Origin of the sequence: Kribbella sp. NBC_00709, assembly GCF_036226565.1 — a bacterium.
Classification (GTDB): domain Bacteria; phylum Actinomycetota; class Actinomycetes; order Propionibacteriales; family Kribbellaceae; genus Kribbella.
This window is the reverse complement of record NZ_CP108996.1, coordinates 741,334-753,577: the sequence shown is the minus strand read 5'-3', so window position 1 is coordinate 753,577 and position 12,244 is coordinate 741,334. Positions and strand designations below refer to the sequence as shown.

The 12,244-nt window shown below is 68.0% G+C and carries 13 protein-coding genes; 7 read left to right on the top strand and 6 right to left on the bottom strand.

Annotated features, from left to right (window positions below):
* Window positions 1–744, bottom strand: coding sequence for an ABC transporter ATP-binding protein (locus OHA18_RS03525; RefSeq protein ID WP_329002123.1), 744 nt, complete (start codon window positions 742–744; stop codon window positions 1–3).
* Window positions 741–1,166, bottom strand: a complete 426-nt coding sequence (locus tag OHA18_RS03520) for a DUF1707 SHOCT-like domain-containing protein (RefSeq protein WP_329002122.1) — start codon at window positions 1,164–1,166, stop codon at window positions 741–743. The genes OHA18_RS03525 and OHA18_RS03520 overlap by 4 nt, the downstream gene beginning before the upstream one ends.
* A 139-nt stretch (window positions 1,167–1,305) precedes the next feature.
* On the opposite strand from OHA18_RS03520, the gene OHA18_RS03515 reads away from it, so the two are divergent.
* Together OHA18_RS03515 and OHA18_RS03510 are read left to right on the top strand one after the other, a co-directional pair.
* On the top strand, window positions 1,306–2,019 hold the full coding sequence (locus tag OHA18_RS03515; RefSeq protein WP_329002121.1) for a TetR/AcrR family transcriptional regulator: 714 nt from the start codon (window positions 1,306–1,308) through the stop codon (window positions 2,017–2,019).
* 63 nt (window positions 2,020–2,082) lie between these two features.
* Entirely contained in the window at window positions 2,083–3,270 is a 1,188-nt protein-coding gene (locus OHA18_RS03510; protein ID WP_329002120.1) for a serine hydrolase domain-containing protein, read from the top strand.
* On the opposite strand, the gene OHA18_RS03505 is transcribed toward OHA18_RS03510, so the two are convergent.
* Entirely contained in the window at window positions 3,271–4,431 is a 1,161-nt protein-coding gene (locus OHA18_RS03505; protein ID WP_329002119.1) for a glycoside hydrolase 5 family protein, read from the bottom strand.
* A 39-nt stretch (window positions 4,432–4,470) separates the two neighbouring features.
* Window positions 4,471–5,487 (bottom strand): LacI family DNA-binding transcriptional regulator, encoded by a 1,017-nt coding sequence (locus OHA18_RS03500; RefSeq protein WP_329002118.1) that lies wholly within the window; start codon window positions 5,485–5,487, stop codon window positions 4,471–4,473.
* Between the two features lie 85 nt (window positions 5,488–5,572).
* Here OHA18_RS03500 and OHA18_RS03495 point away from each other — a divergent pair, with 85 nt between their 5' ends.
* Genes OHA18_RS03495 through OHA18_RS03485 form a run of 3 tightly spaced genes read left to right on the top strand, consistent with a single transcriptional unit; the run spans window position 5,573 to window position 8,654 of the window.
* Window positions 5,573–6,865: an ABC transporter substrate-binding protein gene (locus tag OHA18_RS03495; RefSeq protein WP_329002117.1), complete on the top strand. Its 1,293-nt coding sequence runs from the start codon at window positions 5,573–5,575 to the stop codon at window positions 6,863–6,865.
* A gap of 29 nt (window positions 6,866–6,894) precedes the next feature.
* A complete protein-coding gene (locus OHA18_RS03490; protein WP_329002116.1) occupies window positions 6,895–7,743 on the top strand; it encodes a carbohydrate ABC transporter permease in 849 nt (282 codons plus the stop codon).
* Complete coding sequence (locus OHA18_RS03485) at window positions 7,740–8,654, top strand: carbohydrate ABC transporter permease (protein WP_329002114.1); 915 nt, start codon at window positions 7,740–7,742, stop codon at window positions 8,652–8,654. The genes OHA18_RS03490 and OHA18_RS03485 overlap by 4 nt, the downstream gene beginning before the upstream one ends.
* 270 nt (window positions 8,655–8,924) lie before the next feature.
* On the opposite strand, the gene OHA18_RS03480 is transcribed toward OHA18_RS03485, so the two are convergent.
* Window positions 8,925–9,302, bottom strand: coding sequence for a hypothetical protein (locus OHA18_RS03480; protein WP_329002113.1), 378 nt, complete (start codon window positions 9,300–9,302; stop codon window positions 8,925–8,927).
* 184 nt (window positions 9,303–9,486) lie between these two features.
* A complete protein-coding gene (locus OHA18_RS03475; RefSeq protein ID WP_329002112.1) occupies window positions 9,487–10,350 on the bottom strand; it encodes a phosphotransferase enzyme family protein in 864 nt (287 codons plus the stop codon).
* Between the two features lie 88 nt (window positions 10,351–10,438).
* On the opposite strand from OHA18_RS03475, the gene OHA18_RS03470 reads away from it, so the two are divergent.
* Both OHA18_RS03470 and OHA18_RS03465 read left to right on the top strand, forming a co-directional pair.
* Window positions 10,439–11,116 (top strand): TetR/AcrR family transcriptional regulator, encoded by a 678-nt coding sequence (locus OHA18_RS03470; protein ID WP_329002110.1) that lies wholly within the window; start codon window positions 10,439–10,441, stop codon window positions 11,114–11,116.
* Window positions 11,113–12,210, top strand: a complete 1,098-nt coding sequence (locus OHA18_RS03465) for an FAD-dependent oxidoreductase (protein ID WP_329002109.1) — start codon at window positions 11,113–11,115, stop codon at window positions 12,208–12,210. Before OHA18_RS03470 ends, OHA18_RS03465 begins: the two co-directional genes overlap by 4 nt.
* Window positions 12,211–12,244 lie beyond the last annotated feature (34 nt).

The following is a 12,244-nucleotide window of genomic DNA, read 5'->3' as shown; positions in this document are numbered from 1 at the left end:
TCAGAGCTCCGTGGGGGTGAAACGGCCGGCGCTCAGCTGAGCGAGCTCCGCGGCGACGGCCTCGGCGGTGGGGTGGACGGTTTCGGAGACGATCCGGCCGTCGACCAGGAACACGACGCGGTCGGCGTACGACGCGGCGACCGGGTCGTGGGTGACCATCACGATCGTCTGACCGAGTTCGCGGGACTGATCGCGCAGCAGGGTCAGCACCTCGAGCGCGGTGGTGGTGTCGAGCGCCCCGGTCGGCTCGTCCGCGAACGTGATCGCAGTACGTCCGGCCAGTGCGCGGGCGATCGCGACCCGCTGCTGCTGACCACCGGACAGTTCACTCGGCCGGTGCTTCGCCCGTGACTCGAGCCCGACGCGCCGGATGACCTCGGTCACCCACGCGTCGTCCGGCGACTTCCCGGCCAGTGTCAGCGGGAGTACGACGTTCTGCCGGACGGTCAGCGCCGGCATCAGGTTGAAGGACTGGAAGACGAAGGCAACGGCCTCCCGGCGCAGCTCGGTCAGTGCGGTCTCGTCAAGACCGTGCAACGACCGTCCGGCCAGCTCGACGTCACCGGCGGTCGGGACGTCCAGCCCGGCGGCACAGTGCAACAGCGTGCTCTTGCCGGAGCCGGACGGTCCCATCACCGCGGTGAACGTGCCGGTCTCGAATCCATAGGTGACACCGGCCAGCGCGTCGACCGCGCCGGACCCGGTGCCGTACACCTTGCGGACGTCGGTCAGCTGGACGCTCACGGCGTCACCAGTACGTCGGACTTGCGGTGGTACGACTCGTTGGTCCACCACAGGATCGCGACGACCGCGCCGAGACCGAGGTCCGACCAGAGCCACCACGGTCCGTCGAAGTGGCCGAACATCGCCAGCGCCACCCAGACCACGAACTGCACCACGCAGGTCACCAGCCACACGCCGGTCACGGCTCGCAGCGCCGTGGTCAGACCGCGGGGCGGGGCCGCGTCGGCGACGCCGGCCATGATCTTGCGAAGCTCGCCACGGGTCTCGGCCGTGAGCAGCTGGAGCTGCCGGTCGCTCGCCTGCGATGGAGTGAGGACGGCCTGCCGGACGGCGCTGTCGAGCTTGGCGACCGCGGCGCGGCGGTCGGCGTCGGTCAGCCGGATCTGGTCGGGGGTCAGGAGGGGTTCGAGCAGCGTGTACATGAGTGCGTTCCTTTCCGGAGGTCGATGTGAAAAAGCGTATGGGTTGAACAGTTTTGTCCGCCCGCTGCTCAGGACCCGTTTCGAGGGTGGTGCTAGCACCCCTGTCACACCGCGGGCGGCGTACGTCAGGATGGGAGACATGACCGAGGACCGCGCGGAGCTGCCGCCGGGGCTCGCCCTGTCCTGGGGTGTGCTGCCGGTGCAGCGGCGCGGGCCGAAGCCGGCCTTGTCGATCGAGCAGATCGTCGCCACCGGCATCGAGTTCGGTGACCGGGACGGGTTCGAGGCGATCTCGTTGCAGCGGATCGCGGCGCACCTCGGCGTCAGCACGAACGCGATGTACCGCTACGTCCGGTCCAAGGAAGAGCTGATCGTGCTGGTGCACGAGAAGGCGGTCGGCCTCCCCCCGGCGTTGCCGACTGGGTGGCGCCCGGCCGCGATCGCGTGGGTGGACGCCCAGGTCAAGCTGTACGACGAGCGCCCGTGGCTGCTCGACGTACCGATCCGTGGCGCGCCGGTCACGCCGAACCTGCTGCGTTGGGTCGAGGCCATGCTCGCGGCGCTGGCCGGGACCGGACTGAGCCAGCACGACAATCTCGGCTGCCTGATGCTGCTGGACGGGTACGCGCGCAACTACGCCAGCCTCGCCCGGCAACTCGGCTCCAGCGACAACACTCCCGTGCAGGCCGAGCAGGTCGGCCGGTTCCTGGTGCCCCGGCTGATCGACGGCAACTACCCGATCCTGACCGCGATGTACACGAACCAGGAGTACGAGGACGGCCTCGACGACGACCTGGAGTTCGGCCTGGCCAGGATCCTGGACGGCATCGAGGTGCTGATCGCGAAGGGGTAACGCCGGGGAAACAGCCTGGCGAGTTGGATCTCAGTGGTCATCGATCACGTGAGGAGAACTCCCTTGGCAATCCAGAGCAGCAGGCGCACGTTCCTTCGGCGGTCCGGTCTGGCGGTCGCTCCGGCAGTCGTCGCCGGCGGTGCCTGGACGGTTCCCGCCGCGGCGCAGGGGACCGGTGGCGGGGTGCCGGCCGCCTTGCGCTCCGGCGGCGAGCTCGACAAGTACCTCGACAAACTGGCGGCCGACGACTCGTTCTCCGGCACGGTCCTCGTGGTCCGCGACGGCCGCCCGGTGGTGGAGCGCTCGATCGGCTACGCGGACAAGAAGAACGGCGTCCGGAACCGGGCCGACACCAGGTACTGCCTCGCTTCGGTGACGAAGATGTTCACCGCGACGGCGGTCGCCCAGCTCGCCCAGCGGGGCTCGCTGAGCCTCGTCGATCCGATCGGCAAGTACCTCACCGGATTCGCCGCCGCGGTCGCGGACAAGGTCACGATCCACCACCTGCTCACCCACACGTCCGGCCTGGGCGACTACATGCAGCTCGCCGGGTACTTCGAGGAATCGTCCACCTGGACGACGCCCCGGCGGATGATGGACGGCACCCTGCGCTACATCCGCACCGAGTCGCTCGCCTTCGCGCCGGGCACGGGCAGCAAGTACAGCAACTCCGGCTTCCATGTGCTCGGCAGCATCGTGGAGAAGATCTCCGGCGAGTCGTACTACGACTACGTCCGCAAGCACGTCTTCCGTCCGGCCGGCATGACCTCGGCGGACTTCACGCTGCTGTCCCAGTGGAGGAGCGACAGCCGCTTCGCGCATCCGTACCCCACCGATGCATCAGGGAAGCGGTACGACGCCCTCGACGGGGACATGTTCGGCGTCATCGGTACTCCGGCCGGCAATGCGTTCGCGAATGCAGCCGACCTGGTCCGGTTCGTGCGGGCCTTGAACGACGGAACGCTGGTGAGTACGACGTACCGCGATGTGTTCGTGACCCCGAAGTACCCGATGCCGACGCTGCCGGCCAAGCCCGGGCTGCCGGAGGTCATCAACTTCGTCGGGTACGGAGCGGACAGCGCCATCGTCAACGGCGCGCTGATCACCGGTCATCTCGGCGGCGCACCGGGCCTGAGCACGAGCGCCGAGTGGTACCCGGGCCGCGGCTGGACCGCCGTACACCTGGGCAATTACGACCCGACCCCCGGCGCGAACGTCAATCAGGAGTTGCGCCAGGTCCTGGCCAGCTGATCAGGGCAGGACGATTCGCACCGGGCCGGTTGCACGGGCCTCGACCCAGCGCCGATGGAAATCGCTGCCGGGGGCAACTTCCGGCCGGCGCGCCGGCTCGGTGCGGAGGTTGGCCGGCGCGGTCAGCGTGGTGGCATCCGGCTGCGGCGGCACGCCGTTCGCCTTGACGTCTGCGATCACGTCGGCGAGAGCTTGGGCAGCAGGTTTGCGCTGGTGGTCGACAGTGAAGAGGCCCAGATCGTACTCGCGGTCCGGGAAGTCCAGGAGACTGCGGTCGATGTCGTGCGAGGACCACCACGTCACGCCGTACAACGCCGGGTTCGGCAGCACGATCTCGACCGTCCGGCGGGTGAACTCGGCCTGCAGGTCCGTGGGGATGTCCGGCCCGGGTACGCCGATCTCCTGCAACCAGACGGGCCGCGCCGGGTCGAGCGAGGTGGCGTGCGCCAGCTCGACCAGGTAGTCGGCATGGGTGAGCGTGGCCGGCCCGAGGGGACCGTCCACTCGTGAGACCCCGTTGAAAACCCACGAGTGGACAGTGCTCAGGTCACCCAGATCCACGGCGTCAACGGGGTGGAACGGGTGGTCGGCCTTGTACCAGGCGTCGTCGAACACGGAATGCAGGGCGAGAACGTCCGGTGCCGTCTTCTTCAGCGTGGTCAGCAGGTCCTGCGCCCAGCTGGTCGACGCCTCCGGCGTGGTCGGGCTGTCCGGCCAGAGGTTGTTGACCTCGTTCCCGAGCGTGATCGCGAAGACGTTCGGCTTCGTCGCGACCGCGCGGGCCACGGCGTCGACGTACGCCGTGAGGCCGTCGCGGACTGTCGGATCCTCGAAGAGGCTGCTCTTGTGCCAGGTCAGCACCCACGACGGCAGGAAGTCGAAGCTGGACAGATGGCCCTGGATCAGGTCGACCGCGACGGTCAGCCCGTACTCCGCGGCGGCGTCGATGGTGTCGAGCAGATCCGCGATCGCGCGCTCGCGGATGATCGCCCGGTTCGGCTGGATCCATGGCCAGACCGGGAACACCCGGACGTGGTCCAGCCCGATCCCGGCCAGGTCGGCGAAATCCCGCCGTACCGCGGCGCCGTCGTAGTCCAGCCAGCTGTAGAACCAGCCGCTGGAGGGGACGTAGTTGGCACCGAACCGGGGAACCGAAGGCATGCCGAGGATGCTAAATCGGTTTAGGCAGGAAGAGCAACATCAGGCCGGCGGAGCGGTGGACTCGCGGACGGTCAGGACCGGGTCGGCGGTGCGGCGGTTGATCGTCCGGGCGGGATCGGCGATCACCTCGAGCAGGACCTCGGCGGCCTGCCGGCCGAACTCGAACGTGTCGCGGGACAGCGCGGTCAGCGCCGGGTGCATCAGCTGGGTGAGGATCGAGTCGTCGAAGGCCACGATCGACAGGTCGCCGGGGACCGCGACGCCCATCTCCATCGCGACCCCGAGACCGGCCACCGCCATCACGTCGCTGTCGTAGACGATCGCGGTCGGACGTACCGACTGGGACAACAGCTTGCGCGTGATCGCAGCGCCCTCCGCGTCGCTGAAGTCCGTGGTCAAGGACGGTGCATCGACCAGGCCCAGCCGGGGCGCGGCGTCGCGGAGAGCCCTGATCCGGCGCTGGGTGTGCTGGAAGTTCGGCGTACCGGCGACGTGGGCGATCCGGCGGTGCCCGAGTGCGGCCAGGTACTCCACGATGGCGAGCATGGCGTCGCGATCGTCTGCCCAGACCGAGGCGAGCGCGCCCTTCCCGCCTCGCCCGCCGATCACCACGGCGGGCAGCTCGAGCGCCTTGAGCTCGTCGACCCGCGGGTCCTTCACCGTCAGGTCGACCAGGATCACGCCGTCGACCCGGTGCTCCGAGGCCCACCGCCGGTACACCTCGATCTCCGCGGCGGTGTCCTCGACGATCAGCAGTTGCAGGGAGATCGACTCCGCGGACAGCCCCGACTGCACGCCGGACAGCAGGTGCGCGAAGAACGGCTCGACCCCCAGCGTCCGCGCCGGCCGCGCGATCACCATCCCGACCGAGTCCACTCGCGACGCCCCGAGCGCCCGCGCCGCGCTGTGCGGCCGCCAGCTCATCTGCTCGGCGATCTTGAGGATCCGCTCCCGGGTCGCGTCGCTGACACCGGGCCGCCCGTTCAGCGCGAACGACACCGCGCCCTTGGACACCCCCGCCCTGGTCGCAATGTCCGCGATCGTCGGTCTGGCCACGTGTTCCTCCCTCACCCTTGACAGCGGATTCTACGATCCTCGATAGTGCAGGAGCTATACCGGTTTATCAATCCCAGGAGATTTCATGCGTAGACGCCGTCTGGCGCCGGTGGCCGCCCTTGCCGCCGCTGCTCTCACTCTGGCTGGTTGCGGCCTCGGATCCGACGACTCCGGCAGTGGCGACGCCAAGCCGACCGTCGACGCGAACGCCAAGGTGACCGGTGAGGTCAGCTTCCAGACCTGGGCGCTGAAGCCGAAGTTCACGTCGTACGTCGAGGGCGTGATCAAGGCCTTCGAGGCGAAGTACCCGGGCACGCACGTCACCTGGCTGGACCAGCCCGGCGACGGGTACGACAAGAAGGTGCTGAGCCAGGCGTCGGCCGGCCAGCTGCCCGACGTGACCAACCTGCCGCCGGACTTCGCGCTCCCGCTGGCCAAGCAGGACATGCTGCTCGACGTCGCGGCCGCAGACCCGTCGATCAAGGACGAGTACGTCGAGGGCGGCGTGCAGGCGTACCAGTACCAGGGGATGGACGGCACGTTCGGCTACCCGTGGTACCTGAACACCGACATCGACTACTGGAACGCGACCAAGTTCGCCGCGGCCGGACTCGATGTGAAGAACCCGCCGAAGACCTTCGACGAGTTGCTCGCGGCCGCCAAGACGATGCACGACAAGACCGGCGGCAAGGAGTACCTGATGAGCCGCCTGCCGGGCATCGGTGACTTCACCAACGCCGGCATCAAGATCCTGTCCGACGACGGCAAGAAGTTCACCTTCAACACCCCCGAGGCCGCCGCGCTGCTGGACAAGTACCGCGACGCGTACAAGGCCGGCTACATGCCGCGCGACATCCTGACCAACGAGTACCTGGGCAACTCCAAGCTCTTCACCCAAAGCAAGGTCGCCTGGACCACCGGCGGCGGCAACGCGATCCAGGACTTCCAGAAGGACAACCCGTCGCTGAAGGGCAAGGTCGTCCCGTCGCCCGCGCTCGACACCCCGCCGCTGTACGTGCAGGGACTGTCGGTCGCGGCCAAGACCAAGAACCAGGCGGCCGCGATCGCGCTGGCGCGGTTCGTCACCAACGCCGAGAACCAGGCCGCGTTCGCGAAGATCGTCAACATCTTCCCGTCCACCAAGGCCTCGGCCCAGGACCCGTACTTCTCCAAGAGCGACGGTACGCCGGAGAGCGACGCGAAGGTGCTCGCCTTCCAGTCGCTGGCGAAGGCCAAGAACCTGCAGCCGCCGGTGATCAGTGGCGCGACCAACGACTTCATCGGGCAGCAGATCTCGCTGGCGATCTCCGGCAAGATCTCGTCCCAGACAGCCCTCGACGCGGCGGTGGCGAAGGCCAACCAGCTCCTTACCCAGTAATGCGCTACAACCGTTGGTTCACTCCGTGGGTGCTGGTGATCCCAGCACTCACGTGGTTGCTCGTGTTCAACCTCTGGCCGTCGATCAACACCGTCATCCTGTCGTTCACGAACGCCAGGCCGATCGGTGGCGGTCACTTCGTCGGGTTGAAGAACTTCGAGACCCTGTTGCACGACGAGCAGTTGCGGTGGGCGCTGCTGAACAGCGTCATCTACATGGTGGTCTGTCTGCCGTTCCTGACCGTCCTGCCGCTGCTGCTCGCCGTACTGGTCGAGAAGAAGCTGCCCGGGATCACGTTCTTCCGTACTGCGTTCTACACGCCGGTGGTGGCATCGGCGGTCGTGGTGGCGCTGATCTGGCAGTGGATCCTGGACGACCGCGGCCTGGTCAACGGGCTGGCCGAGAAGCTCGGGGTCATCTCCGGGCCGCTGCCGTTCCTCTCCGACCAGTGGCTGTTGTTGCTCAGCGCAATCAGTCTGACGATCTGGAAGGGGCTCGGGTACTACATGATCATCTACCTGGCCGCCCTCGGGAACGTCGGACGTGAGCTGCACGAGGCGGCCGCGGTCGACGGCGCGGGGCCGTTCCGGCGGTTCGTGCACATCACGATCCCCGGCGTACGGGGGACGATGATCCTGATCTCGATCCTGATCTCGGTGTCGGCGCTGCGGGTGTTCTCGGAGCTGTTCATCCTGAGCGGCGGCAAGGGCGGTCCGGGCGGCCGGGACAACTCGGTCGTGATGCTGATCCAGCAGTACAGCCAGGGTTTCGAGGGCAACCTCGGGTACGCGTCGGCGCTGTCGATCGTGCTGTTCTTCGTCACCGTCGTACCGATGCTGGTCCTGGCCCGCCTCAACCGTCGGGGAGCCGAAGCATGAGCGTTGTCACCGATCCGGCGCGGCCGGCCGTCGCCGAGGCTCCTGGTACGCCGTCCGGTCGCCGGCGTGGATCTTTCGGGTTCAACACGGTGTCGCCGCGGGAGAAGGTGGTCCGGTACCTGCTGCTGGCGTTCGTGCTGCTGATCACGATCGGGCCGTTCCTGTGGCAGCTGTCGACGTCGCTGAAGGGATCCGGGGAGGACATCTACACCCGGATCCCGCGGCTGCTGCCGTCGCAGCCGACGTTCTCCCACTACAAAGAAGTCACCGACACGATCCCGGTGCTGGACTACGCGCGGAACTCGCTGGTCGTCGCCTTCCTCGTTGTCGGCGGCAACGTGATCGGCGCGTCGCTGGCCGGGTTCGCGATCTCGCGGTTGCAGTTCCGCGGCCGTCGCATTGTGCTCGGGCTGTTCCTCGCCACCTTGGTCCTGCCGGGCGAGGTCACGATCATCTCGCAGTACGTGACGGTGCGGGAGTTCGGGCTGGCGAACACGCTGTTCGGTGTCGCACTGCCCGGCATGATCGGGGCGCTGAACGTGCTGCTGATGTACAACGCGTTCCGCGCGCTGCCGCTGGAGGTCGACCAGGCCGCGATCGTCGACGGCGCGAACGCGTGGCAACGCTTCGTGTACATCGGCCTGCCGTCGGTGCGCGGGACGATCAGCGTGATCGCGATCTTCGCGTTCATCGGCGCCTGGGACGACTTCCTCTGGCCGTTGATCGTCCTCACCGATCCGAACAAGTACACGCTGACCGTCGGCCTGCAGTACCTGTCCGGCACCTTCAGCAACAACCCCCGCCTGATCGCCGCCGGCACGATGATCGCCTTCATCCCCATCGTCATAGTCTTCGCCACCCTCCAACGCTTCTTCTTCAAGGGCGTCGAAGAGGGCGCGGTCAAGGGCTAGTGCCTCGCCAAGGAACGTTCAGGTCCTAATCCATCACTCGGGGTCCGGCCGGCCGGATTGGTCCCGCGGTCTGTCTCGCCGGTGCTCCACCCAACTTTGAGAAGCCACCGACCACAATTCCGTGCTGGAACTGGGCGGTGGCTTCTCAAAGTTGGGTGGAGACCGAGGCGGAGGAGGGCTGGGGGATTACGTCGTCAACGTTGCTTGACGAGGCACTAGCAGAGCGCCGGCTCCGGCCCGTGGTGGGTCGGAGCCGGCGCTGTTGCCGAACTACTTCACGAGCACGATCGAGTTGATCTTGGTGAAGTCGTGCGGTGCGGACGGGCCCGTCCAGCGGTAGACCGGGCCGCAGTTCTTGCCGTTGTACTCCAGGCAGAGCTGGAAGCCGGCGCCGCCGGTCTGGCTGTTGATCAGCGTCTTGGTGCCGATCACGTTCGACAGGTTGTGCGGGCCGTAGCTGTACCAGATGTTCTTGCTCAGGATGCTGCCGTTCGGCTCCTGCAGACACACTGCCCCCGACGGGCACGCAGTCGCCGTACCGCTGGTCGCCGCGTTGGCGGTCGGTGCCAGTGCCACGCCCGTACCGATCACAGCGGCAGCGATCCCAGCGGCAGCGATCCCAGCGGCAGTCATCGCGATCTTGCGCATGCTTTCGTTCCCCTCTTGTCCGGATGGTCCCCGGTTGAGGACCACACCTCGAAGTTAGGAGAGATCCGGAACGTTGTGAGGCGCTCCGCGATCATTTCGGTCTGCACCGAAATGGGTTGCGATCACTGCACGAGCACGACCGAGTTGATGGTGGTGAGGCCGGAGGGCTGAGACTCGCCCGTGGTCAGGTCATTCGCGGTTCGGCGAAGTCCAGCCAGTCGGTGGTGTCGGCCGGGGTGTGGTGGCGGATCGACCAGTCGACGAGGCGCAGGCTCATGTGGGCCCAGTACAGCCGCAGTACGGCGGGGGACAGGACGTTCTCGAGCAGCTCGTCGAACCACGTCAGGTCGGTGCCCGGGAGTCGTACGTGGGCGTCGAACCGCAGCGTCACCAGCCCGAACCGCCGGTCGCCGCGTCCGATGCCGTCCCAGTCGACGATGCCGGTCAGCTCGCCGGCGTCGTCGACAAGCACGTTGCCGGTATGGAAGTCGAGGTGCACGAGGTCGTCGCCGGTCATCCCGCTGGGCTCGTCGCGTCCGACCGCGCGGACCCAGTCCAGCAGCCGCCGCGTGCGGTCGTCGTACCGCAGGAGGGACTCGTGCAGGCAGAAGCCCGGGCCGCTCTCGAGCAGGTACATGGATGGGACGGGCAGGTCGGCGGCCAGCCCCGCGAAGCGGTCGGTCAGCGCGATCATCGACTCGAGCAGCGCACGGTCGATCACCTCCGGCGGCCGCCCCGGCAGGCGCTCCTGGACGACGCCGACGCCGTCGGGCACCTCGGTCAACAGCTGGTACTGCGGTATCGGCAGCCCGTGCGATCGCGCCGCCTCGAGGACTCGCGCCGTACGCCGTAGGTCGTCGAGGGAACCGAATCCGCGGGTGAGGACGCCGTCCCGCCCGTCGGGCCACCGCACGAACCCGGCACCGACCTCGCCGGCCGCAGCCCGTCCGACGAAGGTCAGACCGGCTCCCGAGCGCTCGTTCACCTCGAGCAGCAACTGCTCGGCATCCAGCTTCGCGACCGGATCGGGGATCTCATCGGCAGACACGGTCGCCGACCGTACCCCGGCGGTGACCCTCGGCACCATTGGATTCGACGAACTTGTTCGTAACGAACATGTTCGTTAGGCTCAAAGCATGGATGAACCCAGGAGCCGGCGGGAGCGCCCGGCCAAGGCGGCGCTGACGCGACGAGGCATCGTGGCGGCGGCGGTCGAGGTGATGCGGGCCGAGGGGCTCGACCGGGTGACCATGCGGCGGCTGGCGAAGGAGCTCGACACCGGCCCCGCCTCGCTGTACGTCTACTTCCGCAATACGGCCCAACTGCACGCCGCCGTGCTCGACGAGCTGCTCGGGTCGGTGGATCTGTCGCCGGTCGAGTCCGCCGGGGATTGGCGGGAGCGGCTCGAGACGGTGCTGGCGTCGTACACGCTGGTGCTGTTCGAGTATCCGAGCCTTGCGGAGTCCGCCGTGACCGCGCGGCCGTCGGGCGAGAACTATCTGCGGCTGGTCGAGTCGATCCTCGCGCTGCTCGACGAGGGCGGCGTGCCGCCACAGCAGGCGTCCTGGGGTGTCGACCTCCTGCTCAAGGTGGCCACCGCGACCGCCGCGGAGCACGCGGGCGGTGAAGACCTCGAGGCGTGGGACGAGGTCGCTGTCGCGTTGCGCGCGGCCCGGCCGGACACCCATCCGCGGATCGCCGCGCTCGGGGAGGACCTGCTGAGTGGTCCGGGTCCGGCCCGGACGTCGTGGGGCATCCGCGTTCTGATCAACGGAGTGCTCGGCACTCCACGCACGGGAGGACAACAGTCATGAGCACACATCACGCAATCGCGATCATCGGCGCCGGTCTGGGCGGGTTGACGCTGGCCCGGATCCTGCACGTCAACGGCATCGAGGCCGCTGTCTACGAGCTGGACGAGTCACCGTCGGCCCGGACCCAGGGCGGCATGCTCGACATCCACGAAGACTCCGGCCAGCAGGCGCTGCGCGCAGCCGGGCTGTACGACGACTTCCTCCGGATCATCCTGCCGGGCGCCGAGTCGATGAAGATCTACGACCAGCACGCCGTACTGCGGCTCTCGCACGACCATGAGGGTGGCGGACGGCCGGAGGTGCATCGCCGGGACCTGCGCGACCTGCTGCTCGGCGGTCTGCCGGACGGCGTCGTCCGTTGGGGCTCGAGGGTCGTCGAGATCTCGGACGATCGGGAGGTGCGGCTGGCCGACGGGAGCACGTTCACCGCCGATCTGCTGGTCGGTGCGGACGGCGCGTGGTCCAAGGTCCGGCCATTGGTCTCGGACGCAACCCCGTCGTACCTGGGTCTCTCGTTCGCCGAGCTGAATCTGCTCGACCCCGAGGCGCGCCACCCGGACAGCGCCGAGCTGATCGGCGGCGGCATGATGATGGCCCTCGGTGACGGCCGCGGCTTCCTGGCCCACCGCGAGCCCGACCGCCTGCACGTGTACGCCGCCGTGCGGATGGACGCGGAGTGGTCTGCCGGTGAGATCACCAAGGAGACGCTGCTGGCCGAGTTCAAGGACTGGGACGACCGCTTTCTCCGCCTCGTCCACGAAGCCGATGGTGAGCTGATCCCACGGGCGATCCACGCCCTGCCGATCGGTCACCGCTGGAATCGGATCCCCGGCGTCACCCTCCTCGGCGACGCCGCCCACGTGATGTCGCCGTTCGCCGGCGAAGGCGCCAACCTGGCGATGCAGGACGGAGCCGAGCTGGCCGCCGCCCTCATCGCCCAGCCCGACGACACCGAGGCAGCCCTCGCCACCTACGAAGCAGCCCTCTTCCCCCGCGCCGAGGCGTCCGCCGCTGAATCTGAGCAGAACCTCGAGATCTCCTTCGCGCCCGATGCCCCCGCCGGCATCCTCAACTTCTTCGCCTCCATGGCCTGAGCTCTCCGGAACCTAGTTTGCGCTGGATGGCGGT